Here is a 20,088-nt window from a genome sequence, read left to right as displayed (position 1 = left end):
TATTGTTAGGTGAAAATTCAAATTCGCCGAACGCAAATCGGCTAGCTAAGCCTTCCGGAAAAGGATTAAAAGGGATATCCGAAACCGATCACCAGGCGCCAGCTGTCATCCACGGGGTCACCCACGAATTTGCGCGGGATCCGGAAATCGGCTACCGTTTCCTCGTAGGGGATCTGGAATGGTTTGGCAAAGTCCAATCGGAAGATGAGGAAGGTCAGGTCGAAACGGAACCCAAATCCATAGTCCATGGCTAACTCCTTGATAAAGGTCGTGCTTCGGAAATCGGTGTTGAGGGGTTCGGCTTCCGTCTTGTACGTCCACACGTTGCCCGCGTCCAGGAAGGCGGCGACCTCGATCAGGGAATTCAGTTTTTGGCGCCACTCAATACTTGACTCCAGCATCAGGTTACCAAAGCCACCGAAGGTCAGCAGGTTATTGTTGACGGGCGCGGTACGGCCGGGGCCGAGCTGACGCGGCACGAAACCGCGCAGGCTGTTAGGTCCGCCCACCGTATAGAGATCGAAGTAAGGAACGATCGCACGGTCGGTAATGGGATAGGCTACTCCCCCGTGCAGTCGCATGGCCAATTGGGAGGAGGCGCTGAAGTTGTGGTAATAGCGCAAATCGGTCTCGACCTGCGGGTAAATACTGGTGATACGCGACGCGTCGACGGCATCGGTGACCGGAAAGATGTTATTCCAGTTCATCGACAGATACTGCTGCCAGAAGAAGTTACTGACGTCTTCTCCATCCAGTCGGGTGTCGTAAGTAAGCGTATAGTTAGGTGAGTACACGAGCATACGGTCGAACCGGCTCGCGCCGGCGGTGGCATCGTCCTGCCCGGGGGCGAGGCCCAGATTGCGGGCGATGTCCAACACTTCGGAATTTCCTACGACGGGATTCTGAAACCGAAAAGAAAATGGATTGAGGATGTGGGATTTCTTAACCCTACGTTGCCAGGTGTAGCCATACTCAGCGCGCAGTTGCAGGAGGCTCACCGTCTCCGAAGCCTCCGGATCTGCTTCCAGGAGAGCCGGAAGTTCGGTCAGCGCCAACTGATCGATCTCCTGGCTGAATTTACTCAGGGTCAGGTCGAGCCGTTCCACTTTTGCTCCCAGCGAAATGCGGGTTCCGCTGGTCATGACCCGGGGGATCAGCTTCCGACGTTTCGGCAACCAGAGCCGCGGGACGTCAAGCGTTGCGGTCAGGCCGTAGATTCCCGAACGGGGTACCCGGATATCGTCGCTGTTGCCCAAGAAAACCGCATAACTGAAGTCACCCTCGAGGCGCAGCAACTCCGCCCCCCGCAGGAGGTTACGGTTGGTGTAGGCCAGCCGGACGTTCGGTCCGATATACTGCGCGTTGTTGTAGGTCAGCCCCAGTTCGCCCTCAAAGCGGCGGCGGGGAAGCGGCTGCATGTAAGCATTGAGAATCAGTAAACTGTCGGAATTGGGTACGGGGTTGTAATCCAGGCTGATGTACCGGAAGGTATTGTAACTGGCCAGCCGCCGCAGCGTTTTGCGGTGTAAATCCGGGCTGTAGAGGAAGCCGGCCTCGGTGGCGAACCCTTCGTCCAAAATCGACGGGCGGAGCGGGCATTCATCGCAGTAAATGTTGAGCCCGCCGACCTGCTGAAGAGGTAGCCGGCTTCGGTTAGAAGTGTCCTGGACGTCAAAATCGGGGTAGACGTTGATCTCCAAGATCCGCTGGCGGATAAGGTGTTCTTCCGGAATTTCCGTTTTCAGCTTGGCCAGCAGGTTGACGTCGTGATTGCCGGCCACCGTATCGGCCAGGAAAATGTAATCGTCCTCGCTGGCGTAAAAATATCCGTTATCCAAGAGAGCCTGCCTCCAGCGTTGCCGCTCCGCCTTCAGCCGATCGAGATCGTACTGCTGGCCTTGCTCCAGAACGGATTCCTCCTGTTGCTCCGTAAGGATTCTCGCTACGGAAGTGTCCAACCACACATGCTGTACGCTATCCAACAAATAGGGACCGCCGACTTCTACATCGTAATGGACTTCGATCTCCCTGGATTCGTAAGCGGTATCGATTGTGTAGGTGACATCATTCTGGAAATATCCGTTGTTTGCCGCGCGGTTCGCCATCAGATTGGTCAGGCCCTCCGCGACCGTAGCGTCGAAAAAGATGGGCTCCTCGCCACGTTCCTCGGTGGGGTCCTCCTCGTACTTTTCGGGCTTGGCCTCCTTCTTAGCCTCAAACTTGTACCACCGCCACACATTCCGGTAGCCGATCACCGGAATTTTGGCGTTGGTACGCTGGTTAGCCGCGGACTCTAATTCTGTGGTCAGCTGGCTGGCGTCTACCGAATCCGGTGCCGTCACGTCAACCGTCGCCCCTGCGTAGAGATATTCATCCGGTGGAAGAAACTGCGTCACGTTACACCCCATCGCGCTAAGCGCGATCAGGGCAAGCCATACTCTACCGATCATTTACCGCTGTTTTTACTGCTCCAAAAGAACCGGTCGAATTCTTTGCTGAAGGTAAGCCGACCACCGTACCGGAGTACGTTTCCGCCGATGAGGACATCGCGGTCGCGGTCGTTGAAAAATTTAAGCCGGAAAGTTCCGTCGTCGTTGATGAGGTACTCCGCGGTGATGTTGTCCAGGTACGTCTGGGAAGTGCCGGCTACTTCGTCGGCATCGTTCCCGGCTACTCCGTCTACGCTTACGATGACCCGGTCGTCAAACAGGGTTTTCTGAAGACTGATGCGCAGATTCGTATTGGTGGTTCCATCGGTATCTTGGTAGCTATCGAGGCCAAAATCCAGGTCGACAAAACCGACATACTGGTCGGCCAGGTTATTCAGGTACCCGCCGAGGGCATTATTGAGCGTGGTGTTGGCGAGGCTCGTACCATCTCCCCCACCCTGGTCGATGAGGGGCACGTTGAAGCCACCAAAGGCCAGCAACCGGAATGCCGTACCGGTGAGGCGACTATCGTCCTGACGTAACTGACCTAATGCGTCGTCCACCGAGCTGATACCCAAGTTACCATATTCGTCTTCCGGATAGGTCACGTCGGTTGTGAGATCACTGGATTGCAGATCACCCTTCAGTCCGATAACCACGAAGAACGTTTGCTTGCGTCGCAGGGCCCCCGCGTCCTGTACATTACCATTCATCGTCTCCACCAAGGGAAGTGCTGAGGTCACTACCCGGTGGCGAATCGTCAGGTCGAGCGTTGGGTTCGCGATGTCACCGTTGAAGGTGACCGTCGAGCCGGGCACGACGGTGAATTCTTTATTGATTACTTGGTAGACGAAGTCGTACGTACCCTCCACCAGCTCTACCCTGCCGGTTGCTTCCTGGCTGCCGTCGGGATTGATCTTCAGGGTCATATCGCCCTCCGCGCGGCCGGTAAAGGTTTGGCCGGTGACCGGGTCGACCACTACGGTCACCTCCAGGTTCGGATCAATGGCCAGATTGAGCGTCAGGTCGAGGCCCGCGCGGCTGACCCCTAGACTGTCGTCCGTGGTGATCGTGTCGCGCCGCAGGATCTCGGCCCACTGGTAGCGTTCCTCGAAATCCACGATTCCCTCGACGTCCACCAGTCCCTGCGAGGGCACGGTGTACACATAGGTGATATCCGATCCTTCGTTCGTGGTAGCATCCACCTCAACGACTGGGAGGGTGGCCGTTCCGCCGATTTCCACGCGGGCATCCACGGACATGTTGCCGTAGTAATCCGGATTCTGGTCCTTGGTAGAATTAATGGCCGTAAAGTCTTCGGCCACTACCAGCAGATCGAGTTGAATGTCATTCAATCCATTAAGCGAGATGTTACCCGAAATTTCCGCGTCGTTTCCTTTCGAGTCAAAGATTTGGAGGCCATTGCTGAAGGTGATGCGGTCACCCTCGAAGATGATGGGGTTCGTACCGAGTTGGAAGCGTTCGCCAAGCAGGCTGATGATCAGACTGGCGTCGTTAAAGGAAAGGCGCCCGTCGAGGCTCGGATCGAGTGCGGTGCCACTGACGGCGATCTGCCCCTCCATGAACCCGCGCGTATCTTGCAGGTAGCCCAGACTAAAGGGTTCGGCGCTCTTCATCTGCAGGGCATTGACGTCGACCATGATGTCCATCGGTCCGTTGAGTTCGTAGGTACCGTCGATGCTTACGTCGTTGCCGCCACCCTGAAGACCGATGTCCAGATCGTAGGTCTGTTCGTTCCCGGAGGTGACGTCCGCCGTAAGATCCCCGAGAAGCGTGCCGGACCAGGCGAGGCTGTCAATGCTGAGGTCCGTACGGATGCCCAGGTTGGTCAGCACGTTATCGAGCCCTACCGTTCCGTTCAGGATACCCGCGGCGGTCTCCTCCTCGGAAAAAATGAGCCGGCTGGGCGTGCGCAGGTTGAAGTCGTTGAAGGTGATCATGACGTCATTCAACTCGGTCGTTTCCGCCTCCAGTGACTGCCCCTGATGACGGAGCGCTAGATCCCGGATCAGTAGGGTCGAATCGACCATCGTGATCTGGTTCGTGGCCGGAACCATCCAGCTTTCGAAGTTGATGATCTGCTCCTCATCCAGCCGGACCAGCAGCGTGTCGCTTGCCTGGTCGATATAGGTGCCCAGGTAGTGCCTTAGGCTGTCGTTTTCGCTGTAGAGCTTGAGCTCCACCAGTAGTTCATTGTCGATCGTTTCACCGGATATTACCGTGCGTCCCAATTCGATCTGCTCATTGTAACTCACGTCGTCCCAGTTGGCATCGAAATTCATCGACACGGTATCGCCGACGGCCGTAAAGTCCAGGCTGCGGGCTTCCAGTCCGGCAAAAACGATTTCAGGAACGGACAACTTCATTAATAGTTCCGGATTCGCGTCGCGGTAGAGGAAGCTAAACTCCAAGGGCGAAAGCTGGGTCAGGCCGGGGACCAAACCGCTGGTCAGTACCTGCGGACGCTTCAGCTGAAAGGCCACGTCTACCCTATCCCCATTCTCCACCGGGTCGGGCTGCCGAAGGCTTTCGTCCCAATAGGCCATGATAAATTGCACGATCTTTTCCGGGGTGACCAGGGGATCGAAGTAACCGAGTACCTCCCCGTCCATCACGTCCGAGCGTAGATAGATTTCATTGTCCCAATCGTGGAGCGAGGCGGTCAGGCGCAGGCTGTCGACAAAGACACTTCCCTCCGGCCCGAGTAGGATAATATCGTCCAGATCGACGAAGGCGTCCATGCCGTATACATCTATGCCTTCGGTCCGCGCCACCACGTCACCCTCGATGACCAGATCGTTCATCAGGTTCCACCGGCCCAGATCGATGCGCTGGATGTCGACGATCGCTTCCGCGAATACGGTGCTGTCCGCGGCGATGATGTACCGGGCACTGCCCTCCGCCAGCATGTCGGGGTGCATCAGGTCGAAGGTGGCCTGGTATCGGCTGTCGGTAATGGAGGCGGCCACGTCAGCCAGCGAATCCCCCTCGAATTGCATCACCGTAGCATCCAGTTCGAGATCCATGGCCGGTTCCAATTGTCCATTCACCTGGGCACGGAAATCGAGCGGACCCAAATCAAGCGACAGAAGAGAATCGCGCATAGGCCCAGTGAATAGGTCGGGCAGATTGACATTGCTCAGATCGGCGTTTACGTCGAGGTCCTGGGGATTATACCGGCCGTTCAGGTTCCAGTCCCCGTTGGTGGTTTCGAGCGGAACGTTGAAGGTCAGATCGGTCAGGGAACCGGAGATGCTGGCGTTACGTACGCGCAGGCTCGGCAGATTGATGTTATCCGGGATAAGGCTATCCGGTAAAATAGACCGTACGTCCGCAATGTTGATCCCCAGATCGGTAACCTCCATATTGAGCGCCAGATTATCCGGATCCAGGGCATTCCGAATGTTGCCGTTGATGCGGGCGTAGGTGCTGTCACCGGGCAGGTTAAGCTGCAGGTTTACGTCCAGGTTGTCCATGGGACCGGTGACCGATCCGCTTCCGCGCACGAAATTGGGAATGGTATAGTCTTCCGGCAGCGTCCCGGGGGGGATGTAGGCCAATATCGTGGCCCGGGTAGCGAGCAGGGTATCGAGCCGTACGTTGAGACGGGTATTGGGGAAGTTCTGCGGTCCGTTGATAACTCCGCTGGTGCGTACCCGGCTGTTGAGCCCGTTACCGAAGGTGCGGTTTTCGATGGCGTACAGGTCCAGTTCGAGGCGCTCGCCCTGGTAGGTGGCGGTTCCTTCGGCTACGATGCGCTGCGGCCAGTCGATATCGGGGGGCAGCGTACCGCTGGGTAGCAGTGGCAGCAGCGGGCCGGGGGTGAGACTGAATTCGCGCAGGTAGAGACGCCCTCCCACTTGTTCGGGATCAAGGACATCCGTAGCGTTACCACTGGCGCGGACCTTGATGCCGGGCCCGTCAATCTGGATACGGCCGATGTCCAGCGCGCGTGTCGTACCGTTAGCCCGCACGGAAAAGGTCACTCGTTGCTCCGTATTGTTACCGACTACGGGCACCTCGGCCAGATCGGGGGCAAGCAGGGCTACGTCCTGCAGACCGAGGTAGCCGTCCAACTGGGCACGGGCTACCATCTCTTCGATATTCGCCGAGGCGAAGTCGTATTTAATGGCGGTGTTGTCGCTGGTGAGCTCACTGTTGTTGGTCCGCAGCAGAAAGCCTTCTAGCCCCAGGTAAGTGGGATCGTATTCTACAATCCCCTCGGTCCGCAGGATCTCGAGCCCGCTACGCTCTTTAGCCTGCAGCTGGCGCAGGTTGAGGTGAAGGGAATCGACGATGTAGGCGATATCGGTTGCTTCGACCTCGACATCGGTAAGCGCCAGGTGGTTATAGTCGATCCCGGGCCCTTCCAGTTCCGGTAGCGGGGTATCCATCCGGAACCCGAATTCGCGCATCTGGAACAACTCGCCGTTGAAGGCCAGGCTATCGCCCAGCAACAGGTCGGCACCTTCAAGGTTGACGTAAGGCAGACCCGTCGTAATATCGAGCGAATCCATACGAATGGAGAAATTGCTCTCGGATATCGTTACCCGGCCCGCGGCCAGGGCCATGGGCGCCGACTCCGCCGTCGTATCGGTGGGCGTACTGCTTTCGCCGATCGCAATGGCGGCATCCGCGCTTTCCAGTTCCAGGTAATCAATGGCGAAATCCATCGTTTCCAGATCGGCTTCGTCGATCTCGCCCTCCAGGCGCTGGGCGGTCACGTCGGCCAGGATCCCCATCGGGTCGTCCTGGTAGTATATGTCCGCATTGGTTAGCAGGAGTTTGGCCCCGTTCAGGTTGATCGTAAAGCCCCCGCCTGCCGTGGTATCGACGGGAGCCGCAGCGGGAGTGGCCGTGGAATCCGTAGCAAACGCCTCCATCAGAAAGGCGATGTTGCTGGTCGAGTCCGTGGTGACCACGTTAGCGTACACGTCATTGATCTCGACGGTAGTGATATCCACCGTGGAGCGCAGCAGCGCGAACATATCCAGCCCCACGCCGAGGTGCCCCAGCCGGGCGATGGTATCGCCGTCGGGGTGATTGACGTAGACGTCGTTGACCGAAAGATTGGAGGGGAATTGCAGGTCGATCTCGCCGATGCCCACGTCGGTTCCCAGGGTACTCGCCGCGATCTTCTCCACCTCCCGTGTCAGCCGGTCCTGAACAAACGGAAGTTGAATGAGCAGGAAAACCAGGACCAGCAGTCCCATTACGGAAACGACCAGCCAGAATATAAACCTGCCTATTTTTTTACCTATGCTTGCAGCCAATTGGGGTATGCTTGTAAAAGTAGTATTGTACCGTAACGGTTAGCCAAAAGGGGTGTTCGTTGGGTCGGGGCAAGGAAAATGCAAAGGCTTACGTCCTGTCATCCCGCTGCCAATACTGGCCTCCGGTTGACCCCGAGTGCCTATCCGATACCGGCAACCTCCCCAAAGCCCCGGGCCCGAGAAGGTTTGGCGGCGGAGCGCAGGTAAAGGGCATTTCCCCGAAGCGGTCAGTCAACTTGCAGGACCAATCCCTTCAGATACTCCCCCTCCGCATGGTATAGGTTCACGGGGTGGTCTGGCCCCTGGCCCAGTCGGTGCAGCACCCGGGCGGAACGGCCGGTCTCCAGGCCGGCGGCCACGATGGTGTCGTAAAATAACTGCCGGTCCACTACCCTACTGCAGCTGAAGGTAAATAGCAGGCCGCCGGGTTTGAGGGCCTGCATGGCCCGTGCATTCAGGCGTTTGTAGGCCTGGACGGCCTTGTGGCGACGGTGTTTGTTTTTCGCGAAGGCGGGGGGATCCACGACGACGATATCGTATTTCGGCTCGCGGCCGTGTTCCTTTAGCCAGTCCATCACGTCGGCGGTATACCCCGCGTGTCGGTCGGCCAAATCCCCGTTGAGGTGGACGTTGGTAGAGGTGAGTTCCATGGCATTCCCACTCAGGTCGACGCTATCTACCTGCGCCGCGCCGCCCAAAAGGGCGTATACGGAGAAGCCACCCGTGTAGCAGAAGGTATTGAGAACGACCTTATCCTGCGCGTAGCCGCCGAGCAACCAGCGGTTCTCGCGCTGGTCCAGGAAGAAACCGGTCTTCTGCCCTCCGGCGATGTCAATGCGGAATCGGCGACCGTTTTCCCGCACGGTTAGCTCCGTCACGGTTTCGCCTCCGAGCATCCCGTCGGAAATCGTATGGGCGTAGCGCTCCGGAAGCACGGCCGCGCTTTTGTCGTATACGGCGGTGATTTGCGGAACCCGCTCCAACAGCGTATCGGCGATCAGCTGCCGCTGGTGGTGCATGCCGATGCTGTGGCACTGGACGACGGCCACCGGCCCGTAGCGATCGACGATAAGGCCCGGAAGCTGATCGCCCGCCGCGTGGACCAGGCGATAGGCATCCGTGAGGGGGTCCGCCGCCAGGCCCAGCCGGGCCCGCAATTCCAGGGCGCGTTCCAGCCGAGAAGCCAGTAGGTCGGCGGGCGCATTGTCGGCACCGAAGTGCAGCATACGTACGCGGATACTGCCCGCCTGGTAGTGGCCCACTCCCAGGGAATTACCCGCGGAGTCGACTACCCGTACGGTGTCGCCATCCTCGATGCCCTCGTCCTCGTGGGCTACCGATCCGGAAAACAGCCAGGGGGAAAAGCGTTGCAGGGCTCCCTCGCGTCCCTTCTTAAGCGTAATGGTTGGATAGGTCATGGCGGCAAGGTAAGGCGCGATGGGTCCGTCGGTGCCAGGGGATCTATTAAGACATACTCCATCGGGCGGACTTCCCGTTATGAGGTACATATTCGCGTAGGTCATTATATGTGACCCGACGAACTCGAATAGATTACCCATATACCATCCGGTGCCTGATGCATTCGGATTGTAAAAATTACTTTATGCGACTCAGTAACCTGAGCGGCGTGGTAACCCTCGCCCTAACCCTTCCTCTCCTGACCTTTAGCTGTAAAGAAGACCCCGCGACGCCCTCCACCGAAAGAGAGGGCGACTTCCGGGTCGAAATGACCGATGCGCCCATCGATGATGCCTACGTAAAGGCCGTCGTCGTAACCGTGGCCGACATTAAAGTAGACGGCGAATCCCTCGAAGGTTTCAACCGCAGTACCGTGGAAGTGTCCGCCCTGGTCAACGGGGAAACCGACCTGCTCTACAGCGGGCAGTTGGCCGCCAAGAACTACAATAAGATCGAGCTGGTACTCGACGACGATCCCAAAGCGGTGAATAACGGCCCCGGCTGCTACTACATCAACCCCGACAACCAGAAGAAAGCCCTCCAGGTAGCCAACGATGGCGTCATCACCATCCAGGAATCCAAGTTCTCCATGGCGGCTGACGCTGCCGTCACCGCGGTCATCGACTTTGACCTAAGGAAGGCGTTCGTACGCACCCAGGACGAAACCGAGCCCTATGCACTGGCCGCGGGCACCCGGCTGAATCAGTCACTGCGTTTCGTCGAAAAGGACCGTACCGGCATGCTGACCGGCACCGTTACCAACAACTCCGAATCGGAGGGGGAAATCGTAGTCTATGCCTACAAGCAAGGCACCTATACCTCCACGGAAGCTTCCGCGGATCGGGACGACGAGCTGTTCCTGAATGCCGTGTCGAGCAGCAAGGTGAACGCGAATAACGAATACACCCTGTCTTTCCTCGAGGCCGGTGCTTACGAACTGATTGCCGTGTCTTACAAAGACCAGGATTCTGACGGTGACCTCGAGATCGAGGCGCAGTTCAAAGTGACCGCCACGGGCGGCCTCGACCTCGGTCTGTTGCAGGTCAAGGCGGAGTCCACGACCACTGCGGACTTCAATCTCTCCTTCCCGGTCGGTTAAAAACGGACCGGGGCGGACGCCAGCCCCACCGTCTTACGTTTTATACCTACTAACTTGTTTCTTTCCAATAAGCGTGAGTCCCCCGCCGGTTTCGACCGGTGGGGGCTCCCTATTTTTGGCCGGGCGGCGGGCGGCGGCTTACCTTGCGGGCAAAACCATCGACTACCTAATCGTCGGACAGGGACTGGCCGGCACCCTCATTGGATTTCGGCTCGAACGGGCGGGGCATTCGGTACACTACCTTGACGCGCCTCACCAGCAATCGGCCAGCCGCGTGGCCGCCGGAATCGTTAATCCCATCACCGGACTCCGCTTCGTGAAAAGCTGGCGTATCGACGAGCTCCTTCCCGAAGCCCGGTCCCTGTACGCGGATCTGGAACGGGAACTGGACGTCCAACTCTGGTATGACCTGCCGCTGGTCCGGACGCTCTTTAACCGGGGCGAGCAGAACGACTGGCTGGCCCGCTCCGGCGACGAGGGATACGCGGACTACCTCGATGACCACCCCGCCCTGGGAGCGATCCCGGAAGTCACCGACCCGGCCTTCGCCTACGCCGGGGTACGGCACTCCGCCCGGGTGGACGTGCGGACGCTGGTCACCCGCTACCGGGAACGGCTCCTCCGCCAGGATCGACTCAGCGAGATCGCCTTCGATTACGATGACCTGGAAACGGAGGGCGACAGCATCAACTGGACCGAAAACGGCCGACAACGGAGTTTCGATCGGGTGATCTTCTGCGAGGGCTGGCGTTCGCGCTTCAACCCCTGGTTCGGCGACCTCCCGTACGGCGGCAACAAGGGCGAGGTGCTGATCGTGAAAACCCAGGCACCTCTCCTCGACCGACTTTTCAAGCACCGCATCTTCCTCGTGCCCCAGGCCGACGGCACCTACTGGGTGGGGGCCACGAGCCACAACCAGTGGGCGGAAGAGGGCCCCAGCCCGGAAAGTCGCCAGTACCTGGAGGACCGTTTACGCGAACTGATGACCGTTCCCTACGAAATCGTGGACCATCGCGCCGCCGTTCGCCCCACCGTGCGCGACCGCCGACCGATCATCGGTCCGCACCCCCGGCAGGATGGACTTTGGATCTTCAACGGCTTGGGAACCAAAGGGGCTTCATTAGCCCCCTTGGTGAGCCGGTGGCTGGAAGCCTGGCTGGCCGGTAACGACAATATTCCCGGGGAGGTAAAGCTCAGTCGCTTTCCGGATCGGAAGTAGAGCCGTAAACGATCTCGTAGTAAAAGGTCCGGTGCCGCCGGCCGTCCAGCAAGAATGCACCATCGATCTCGGGTATCGTGGTTCCCGTCCGGCGGCCGTCCTGGTGTAGGACGTGGACGGTAGCGCCCCGCCGCCACAGCTTCAGGCGTACGACTACCGGCTCGAGCAGCGCGGGAGGACTTCCGGTGTTCGTCAGTATCGATGAATCCTGCCGGTACGTCATGCCCCTATTGCGGGCCCGGGCGATGGTCGTGACCAGACTTCGCTTAGCCGTGCGGATTCCCCTCACGGAATCCAGACTGGTGACCAGCACTACGGAGAATGGATTATCCGTCCTTAAAGTCACGTCGTCCAACGTAATTTCCTCCGCGGGGTAGCATCCTACGACCCCCTGGGTACCGGAAGTATTGATGGTCACGGATCCGCCATCCCCGGGGCTTCGCCTCCAGGTGAGTTGCCCGGTCCTCGATCGGATCGTGTCCGCGGACCGATCGAATCGCCGCTCCCCGTAGACGCCGGTGCTATCGGCAAAACTGACCACTACCCTACCCTCCAGCAGGGCGGAAGGATCCACGAGTCCGGAGATCGATTTTCGGTCGTAGTCCTGTACGACGGTTTCCCGGAAGGGCAGTACACCCTCGTCCAGCGCTTGCAAACTTATGGTTCGGCGGGACACTACCTCCGCCTCGGTCACATCGCCCCGGTGAATCATGGCCACGAGCGCCGGATACAGCGGCAGGTGGGTAGGCCCCGAGACGTTGTAGATCCCGCCGCGGGCATCCACGCCTTCCGTTAACCGGGGAAAATCCATCGCAAAGGCGAAGGAGGCGTCCCACCCCTGCAGCCCCATTCCGTAGGCCGCGATGAGCGGGGCGGCTTCGGCGGTCCACTCGTTAGGGATCAGCGCCATCCACTCCGAAAACTGGAAGGGACGATCGGCCACCTGTTGCAGCCCCGTACTCAGTAGTCCCGAGCCCGGTTCGGCGAGCATCGACCGGTTATCGAACTCCCCCGCGTGCAGGCGGTGTCCGCCACCTGCCCCCCAGTAGTTGTGGCGGTCGATGGGCCCCGTATCGTAGTCGGCGTACAGATTATAGTAGTGGGTGATTCCCGAGCCCGCCTGCCAGCAGCTTCCGATGATCACCCCCAGGTAGCCGGTCTTTCGAATGGCCGCCACCGCTCGCCGGTAGTACGCCAATTGCTCCTCGAAGAGGAAGCGGGCCCGGTCGCTGACGTGCGGCGGCACGGGCCTTCCTTCCGCCGTGGCCCGGCGGTAATGCCCGGAAAACCAACCGTGGTCAGGATTAGGAAATATCGTGTTTGACTCCAGGCTATTGCCATCCGCGATCCCCTGCCCGCCCCACGCTGCTTCCAGTGCGTCGGCCGAGCCGTACTTCTCCCGCAACCAATCGCTGAATTTCGCGCACAGCAGCTTCCGGTAGCTGGGAGCCTGCTCCAGCGCCCGCAGGATGGCACTCCAGAAAATATCATCTTCGTTCTGCAATTCCACGAAAGCCAGGGCGGGATCGTCGGCGTAGCGTAGCCCCGTCACGGGATTCCGGTGCTCGAGCATGTTTACCGTCAGGGCAATGTTGAGGACCTGCAGGTCCTCGGCGAAGTTGACCAGGCCGGAGGTGGATCCGTTCAGGTGCGCCCACGGGTAGTTCAGGTCCCGCACTTCCTGGTAGGCGACCATGCCCGCGCTATCGGCGGCAGCTACGGGGTGCCCGTAGATGTGCGACCACCCGTAGTAGATGCCGGCCGTACGTAGTTGATTTGAAAATCCATCGAGCCGCCGCCAGTGATCGGACGTCAGTTCCGTGGAACGTTCGCCGTCCGTTGCCTCCCAGGTGAATTTGTGGAAGCGTACGGCATTGATGCCGTAGCGGCTCAGGCTTTCGACCCATTCCGCGGCTTCCTCCGGCTCCGGGAAGACGCGGTGGTTAGCCACATTTACCCCCCAGAATTTAACCGGCGTTCCGTCCTCGAAGACATAATCTTTTCCCTCCGCGGTCAGAAAGCCGTGCTTCCCGGCGGGTGCATCCAACCAGTGTCGCATATCGACCGCCGTTCCGGCACGGCTTCTTTCCACCCGTAGTTGGAACCAATCGGCCGTTGGCCGGTCCGGGCTTATTTGGGCGGCGGAGCGCAGGTAAGGTGCTATTCCCAAAACGAAAACCAGCCAATACACCCTCCGTCCCATACCAACCGTTCTTCCCATCACCTCGATAAATTGGTGTGCACCGGCAAGGCCAGGCTACGCAGGGTATCTCCGTAGGTGCCCACCAGTAGATAGCGGCCCTTATCGGTGTTTGTCGTCACTAGCGCGCTCACCTGCCCGGGCAAGTGAGGTCGCGCAATGTGGTGGTCCGCCGAAACCCATTTACCGGCGGGATCGCGGGTAAGCAGGGTTCCGTAATCACCGTCGTACTTGCCAAGCTGGGTGGTCTCGGTTTGGTGCAAATTCCCCGTTACCACTAGATCCGCTTGTCCGTCACCCGTAAAGTCAGCCAGTAGGGAATGACGCAGGGGCCCAAACTGGGCGACCGTCGGTAGCGGGTGCGGGCGATACCGGCCCTGCCCGGTGTTCTCCAGGTAGTAAGAGGTGAAATCCGTCACTTCCAGCTGCCTGCTTCCCTCCCGGTCGGATTCGGTCAGCACTTCGGACAGCGTGGCATTGGCGTAGGTATGGTAATCCGGAAACCGGCGTTTCATGGAAGGGATCTGGCGCAGCAGCAAATCGCGCTCGTGCAGAGGCACGAGCTCATCTCCCGCAAAGTGAAAAAGCAGTGGATCGACGGCCCCGTTTCCGTCGAAATCTTTTGCAAAGAGCGTGACGGGTTGTTCCGCGGAAGCCCGTAGGAAGCTGTTGTGTCCCAGGTTTCCGGCAATCAGGTCCGTGTCCCCGTCGCCGTCCACGTCCGCGGCGTTCAGGTGAAACCACCAGCCGGTTGGGGGCGGAATGGAATGCCCCCCACCGTTGACCAAATTTAGCGGTTCGACTCGCCACCGGCTATCACTCCACCTGAGCTGACGAATAGCTTCCCATTCCGCGGCTACCACCAAAACCGGTTTATTCTCCCCCGGCTCCCGTACCCATCGCGCATCGTGAACCATCCCCAACTCCGCCGACTCCAGTATCGAAAACACCCCATTGTCATTGCGTAACAGCACGCTCGGCGGGGCATCAGGATAATTACCCGGTATAGTCCGGTTACCTACAAATAGGTCGATGTCCCCATCGCCATCAAAATCTGCCGGTCGCACGCAGCTTCCACTGTAGGCAAGTTCGGGAACGGCGCCTGTCCGTAGCCTAAACCGCCCATTTCCTTCATTGCGGTAAAGACGATCCCGGTAACCGGGGGCACCGTCGACGAGATGCGTCCCCCCCAAAACGACGTAAATATCCTTGTCGCCGTCATTGTCGGCATCGAACAGGGCTAGGTCGGCTACGAGCCCTTCCGTCGAATCGATCCGCAAAGCTTGGTAGCCGCCCTCCCCCCGGCATCGTAACCAGCTCAGTCCCTGACCGGGCCCGCCCCCCACAACGACATCGTCCAACCCGTCCAGGTCCAGATCTCCGGAGGCTAGCGTGGGGCCCTGCTGGCCGAAGCCGTGGGGCAACGTAAAGGTGTTTCGGAACTCGTCAAAGTTTACCGCCTCGTGCCTAAAGGAGATGTTGGTTACCGGAGCGATGCCCGCCAATTCCGGGAAGGACGGTGCCGGTTTGGCAAAAGCAGGTGGCGTCTTTCTATCGTACGTTATCGTCAGGACAGTGTCGGCTGCGATGTTGCTGAGACGCTGGCGGTGTCCGTCGTTCCAGACCGTTACCACGCTGTCTATACTGGCCTCTTTTCCCAGGCCAAAGAATAGCCGGGGCTCGACGGATGACAGATACCCCCGGACCGGGAACAGTTCCTGCACCTGCATTTTACCTCCGGCGTACACATACACTTTGCTATGAAAAGGGTGGACGGCATGCGGGCGTCCCGCTAAGTTCACGCTTAGATAGTGCCGTGACGGGCCATTGGCTACCCGATTTTCTAAAATGGTGACCGGCTCATCTATATTACTGACTACCAGATCGATATCCCCATCGAGGTCAAAATCGCCGTAAGCCGCTCCGGTCGAGTAGGTCGGGACGGCTTGCTGCCACTCCTCGCTTACATCGAGATAACGGTGATCGCCCTCGCCACGGAAAAAGTAATTCGGCAGGGGCACCTCTTCGATGGACGCGAGTTGCTTCATCGACCGCAGCTCCTTTTGCCGGGCGTCCCCGAAAATGGCATTGTAGGGGCCATAGCTGATAAAGTCCAGGTTGGTGACGTCCTTCCGGTAGCCATTGGTAACGTAGATGTCCTTTTGCCCGTCGAGATCGTAGTCCGCCAGCAGCACGGCCCAGCTCCAGTCCGTTGCGTTGACGCCGGCGAGTGGGCCGATGTCCGTGAACCGCGGGTGGCCGTCCGCCCGCTTGCCCCTGTTCAGCTGTAGGGTATTGCGCATGTACTGATCCTGGTAACCGAAGTCCGCCTTCAGGGTAAAGCGGTCCCGATTGACGTAGGGGGTCATCATCTTGCGGCGGTAGTTGTCCGCGGGTAACATGTCCAGTTCGAGCACGTCGGGCAGCCCGTCGTTGTTTAGATCGGCCACGTCGACGCCCATTCCATTGTGGCTGGTATGCCGGAAGTATTCCTGGCTTCGGTCGGTGAACGTTCCATCTTGATTATTCACCCAGACCAGGTCATTGGACAGAAAGTCGTTGGCCACGTACAGGTCCGGCCAGCCATCCCCGTTCAGATCGGAAACGGTAACCCCCAGCCCGTAGCCTTCCGCTCCGAGGCCGGCAAGCTGACTGACGTCCGTAAAGGTCCCATCCCCTCCGTTGCGGTACAGCCGGTCGGCGGAAGGTGCCCCTCCGTCCGTCCGGATCGGTCGTAGTCGATTGCGGTTGTATGCTTCCAGGGCATTATTCAGCACGTAGGCATCTAGATCGCCGTCGAGGTCGTAATCCAGAAAGGCGGTCTGCGAGGTATAGGCGGTGTCCGCAAGGCCGGCCGCATGTGCCGACTCAACGAAGCGGGGAATTCCGTTGGGATCGTTCCCCTGATTGAGGAAAAGCAAATTCGCCCGTTCCGTCGGAGGTATCCCAAAGCCCGCTACGGATACGTGAATATCATTCCGTCCGTCTCCGTTGACGTCCGCGATCGAGACCCCGGTACACCAACGTGTGGTTTCCGTTCCACTGGCCTGGGTGACGTCCTCGAAAGCGAGTGACCCCTTATTGAGATACAGCCTGCTACTAACTTGGTTACCAGCAAAATATATGTCCGGCGATCCATCACCGTTTAAGTCAGCAATACCGACGCCCGCGCCGTTGTAAATGTATTCGTACGTGAGCGCGTTGAAGGTGTCGTTTGCTTCGATCCGGTTCACGAATTCAATGCCGGTAGCTGCCGATGGTAGGGAACGGAACGTCATCGCCGGTTGGTCCGTACAGGAAACAGCCGCCAAACAGATCCCCCACACCAGCAGGGGTAGGCCGGTTATTCGGGACGGCTGGCACGTCATCTTCCGGTATAGCATACCTCCAAATTACTATTCCCCCGCAGCCCCACTATGCCGGGCTAGGCTGGGCTTTGTCCGCGCAGGCGTCACACAGTCCGACACAGTTGGCCAAAGCCCCCCGTATATCTTGTTGCCTTTAGCCAAAATCCCTAAGCATGAAAAGCCTGCTGGTCGCCCTACTCATCTGCTCCATGACGATCGGTGTGTTATCGGCTCAGGAAGGAAACAGCGGAACTTACGGGGCGCGATACGTTTGGACGGACACGGATACCTCGGAAATATTTCAGGTCGCATATTTCCGCTTAAGCGTCACCGTCGAAGAGGACCCGCGCAGCGCCGACCTGCACTTGTTTGCGGATAGTCGGTACGTACTCATGGTAAACGGAAATCCGATCAATTTCGGGCCGGCACGTTTCTACCCCGAACATCCGTCCTTCGACAGTTACGATCTGCGGCCGTATCTCAGGCGAGGAAACAACGTCATTGGGGTGAAGGTCCTAAGCAACGGGGCGGCCACCTTTCAACTGCGACGTCACCGTCCGGGCTTCATTGTCTGGGGCGAGATCGTCGGGGATTCCGGAAAGAAAACCGACCTAACCACCACCGGAGAAAACTGGTATGCCCACCGGGCGGAGGGCTACTTACCGGAGACACCTAAAGCGACCTTTGCATTGGGTCCGGTCGAGATACACGATGCGCGTAAGGAAATGGCCTACGGGGACTGGGCAACCACGTCAACCACGCCAGACGGATGGGAGCATCCGGTACCCATTCCCTCCGAAGACTGGGGCGCGCTGACCGCCAGACCCATACCCCCACTTACCCAGGAGTACTTCCGGCCATGGAAGATCTTGGGCCGGGCCACCTTCGACACTTCGCGGACGCTCTACGCCGGACAGGTAGTTGCGCCGGACCAGAGCTGGGACGGGTACCGCACTTCGGCTAATGTTTCCGGATTCACCTACGTATACAGCCCGGCTCAACGGACGGCTACCTTGCTGGCATCTCCGGGTACTTACCGGATAAACGGGGAGGAAGCGGCCGTTACGTACCCACCGGCCGGCATTCAGGAGCAGCAACGCACGCTTAGCCTACGCCTGGCAAAGGGTTGGAACAGGCTGGAAGCCGATCTGGGCCATGCTTTCGGAACCGTACCGATCCAGTTTTTGATTGCAGACAGCCTGGGCATTCAGCTAAGCCCGGACAAGAAGCTGGGGGACGATGCCTTCTTCGCGGTTCGCCCACCGGAGACCGATCCACCGGTCGACTCGGTGATCTGCATGACCAAGGACGGACCGGCCGCCAATCCGGCGCTTGTAATGGCCTGGCAACCCACGCACCAGGAAAGGGATGCGACAGCAGAATATGCCGGCCCCATCTCCATACCGGGGAGTGTGGGAACCGCCCTCGCCTTCGATTTTCGGCACAAACGCCTGGCGCGAATCGTCCTGGAATACGAGGCACCGGCCGGTACGGTATTCGACATCTCGGTAACGGAAGATACCCTCTCCGACGGCTGGCCGTATTTGATGAAGCGTCAGGGTTTGTATATGGCCGTCCGCCACGTCGCGGCCGGCGGTAAGGGACGATTCGAAACGCTGCGCCCTTACGGATTGCGACAGGTCCAGATCCACATCCACGGGCACCACGACGCGGTCCGGCTGAACGAAGTTGCGGTTATTAATCAGGTGTATCCCTTCGAGGAACTCGGGTCGTTCCGTTCCTCCGATCCCCTGCTCAACGATATCTGGGCACTGGGATGGCGGTCCCTGCGCGTATGTGCCGAGGATAGTTATACCGATACCCCTTTCCGGGAAAGAGGATTGTACGCGGGTGATATGCTGCCCCAAATGGCCATCACGCTCACCAACGACACGGATTTACGGCTTGTCCGTCGATCCCTCGATCTGTTCCAGGATATGTACAAGGACCTATTCCGGGAGCAAACGGCCAAACATCCCGACGAAATAGCGCTACTGGAAGACTACCCGCTCCTAACCCTGGATGCCCTGCACTGGTACTTCGGCCGCACGGCAGACACGGCCTTCGTAAGCGACCTGTACCCGGCTTACGACCACCTGCTACGAGCTTGTCTAAACAGGCGGGACACGACCGGGCTGGTACCCAACGACCGGGTGTTCATCGAGTGGACCGGTCTGGAGAAACGCGAGGTGACCAATACGGCCTACCAAGCAATTCTGTATCGTAGCCTGAAACACATTCAGTACTTCGCAGCCCTTTTGGGCAGGGATACGGATATCACCTACTTCGCGCGGGAAGCGGAAGCACTGGCCGGCGCGATTCACCGTCATCTGCGGTTTCCCAGTCGCGGTATATACACCGACGGAATCAAGGACGGGCTACGGATCGAAAACTCCTACCCGATCAGTTCCGTCTGGCCGTATTTAGCCGGCTTAACTACCCCCTCGCAATCCGAAGAAATTTTGAATCACGTGTCCGCCCAACTGCAAGACATCGGAAGCGAGCCCCGGAAAAAGCTGGTTACTCCGTACGGGAGTTTCTACGTACTCTCCGCGCTGCTGGAGGGCGGACATACCGGTGCCGTGGAAAACTTCATCCGCGAACAGTGGTCGCCGATGGTCTATAAACGTAACGATACGGCCTGGGAAAACTTTGACGATGTCGCGCTCGGAACCCTCAGCCACGCCTGGAGTGGTAGCCCGACCTACCTATTATCCGCCTACACCCTCGGCGTTAAGCTAGGTTGGCCGAACCCGGTCCCGATGGATAGCATCCTGATCGAACCACAGGCGGAAACGCTGGACTGGGCGGAGGGCACGGTTCCCCATCCGGCGGGGCTCGTCCACGTCCGCTGGGAACTACGCGGAGATCTGCTCTGGGTGGAGGTAGATGGTCCGGAGGGTGTTCCCATTAGCGTACGGCCCCGCGGCCGGCTGGGGGAGGCTACGCTGTGGGTGAACGGGCAGCGGGGGTGATGGGGGCAGGATGCCGTACAATCCTTATTTTACCACGCTCGGTTGAATACCGATCGCATTTTTATCG

8 protein-coding genes are annotated in these 20,088 nt (G+C 59.0%); 3 read left to right on the top strand and 5 right to left on the bottom strand.

What is annotated here, in order from left to right:
• Nucleotides 1-65: 65 nt before the first annotated feature.
• From DRW39_RS02025 to DRW39_RS02015, 3 genes are all read right to left on the bottom strand, one after another.
• Nucleotides 66-2,450 carry a BamA/TamA family outer membrane protein gene (locus tag DRW39_RS02025; protein ID WP_116105311.1) on the bottom strand — a complete coding sequence of 795 codons (2,385 nt, stop codon included), beginning with the start codon at nucleotides 2,448-2,450 and terminating at the stop codon, nucleotides 66-68.
• Nucleotides 2,447-7,723, bottom strand: a complete 5,277-nt coding sequence (locus DRW39_RS02020; protein ID WP_157975865.1) for a translocation/assembly module TamB domain-containing protein — start codon at nucleotides 7,721-7,723, stop codon at nucleotides 2,447-2,449. Before DRW39_RS02020 ends, DRW39_RS02025 begins: the two co-directional genes overlap by 4 nt.
• 227 nt (nucleotides 7,724-7,950) lie before the next feature.
• Complete coding sequence (locus DRW39_RS02015) at nucleotides 7,951-9,141, bottom strand: class I SAM-dependent rRNA methyltransferase (protein WP_116105309.1); 1,191 nt, start codon at nucleotides 9,139-9,141, stop codon at nucleotides 7,951-7,953.
• 185 nt (nucleotides 9,142-9,326) lie between these two features.
• Between DRW39_RS02015 and DRW39_RS02010 the strand changes: the two genes are divergently transcribed.
• Nucleotides 9,327-10,280: a DUF4382 domain-containing protein gene (locus DRW39_RS02010; protein WP_157975864.1), complete on the top strand. Its 954-nt coding sequence runs from the start codon at nucleotides 9,327-9,329 to the stop codon at nucleotides 10,278-10,280.
• 73 nt (nucleotides 10,281-10,353) lie between these two features.
• Nucleotides 10,354-11,499 (top strand): NAD(P)/FAD-dependent oxidoreductase, encoded by a 1,146-nt coding sequence (locus DRW39_RS02005; protein WP_232830039.1) that lies wholly within the window; start codon nucleotides 10,354-10,356, stop codon nucleotides 11,497-11,499.
• On the opposite strand, the gene DRW39_RS02000 is transcribed toward DRW39_RS02005, so the two are convergent.
• On the bottom strand, nucleotides 11,474-13,558 hold the full coding sequence (locus tag DRW39_RS02000) for a beta-galactosidase (protein WP_198664754.1): 2,085 nt from the start codon (nucleotides 13,556-13,558) through the stop codon (nucleotides 11,474-11,476). The genes DRW39_RS02005 and DRW39_RS02000 overlap by 26 nt on opposite strands.
• A gap of 161 nt (nucleotides 13,559-13,719) precedes the next feature.
• Nucleotides 13,720-17,082: a VCBS repeat-containing protein gene (locus tag DRW39_RS01995; RefSeq protein WP_116105306.1), complete on the bottom strand. Its 3,363-nt coding sequence runs from the start codon at nucleotides 17,080-17,082 to the stop codon at nucleotides 13,720-13,722.
• Between the two features lie 137 nt (nucleotides 17,083-17,219).
• On the opposite strand from DRW39_RS01995, the gene DRW39_RS01990 reads away from it, so the two are divergent.
• Nucleotides 17,220-20,021 carry an alpha-L-rhamnosidase C-terminal domain-containing protein gene (locus tag DRW39_RS01990; RefSeq protein ID WP_116105305.1) on the top strand — a complete coding sequence of 934 codons (2,802 nt, stop codon included), beginning with the start codon at nucleotides 17,220-17,222 and terminating at the stop codon, nucleotides 20,019-20,021.
• Nucleotides 20,022-20,088 lie beyond the last annotated feature (67 nt).

Source organism: Lewinella sp. IMCC34191 (assembly GCF_003390935.1).
In the GTDB taxonomy this organism is placed as follows: Bacteria; Bacteroidota; Bacteroidia; order Chitinophagales; family Saprospiraceae; genus Neolewinella.
Note: the sequence above shows the minus strand (reverse complement) of the source record. Positions and strands in the feature narration are given on the sequence as shown.

Coding starts and splice junctions, on each gene's coding strand:
- DRW39_RS02000 (WP_198664754.1), bottom strand. CDS start 13,558: ATGCGACACTGGTTGGATGCACCCGCCGGGAAGCACGGCTTTCTGACC.
- DRW39_RS01995 (WP_116105306.1), bottom strand. CDS start 17,082: ATGCTATACCGGAAGATGACGTGCCAGCCGTCCCGAATAACCGGCCTA.
- DRW39_RS02010 (WP_157975864.1), top strand. CDS start 9,327: ATGCGACTCAGTAACCTGAGCGGCGTGGTAACCCTCGCCCTAACCCTT.
- DRW39_RS01990 (WP_116105305.1), top strand. CDS start 17,220: ATGAAAAGCCTGCTGGTCGCCCTACTCATCTGCTCCATGACGATCGGT.
- DRW39_RS02015 (WP_116105309.1), bottom strand. CDS start 9,141: ATGACCTATCCAACCATTACGCTTAAGAAGGGACGCGAGGGAGCCCTG.
- DRW39_RS02025 (WP_116105311.1), bottom strand. CDS start 2,450: ATGATCGGTAGAGTATGGCTTGCCCTGATCGCGCTTAGCGCGATGGGG.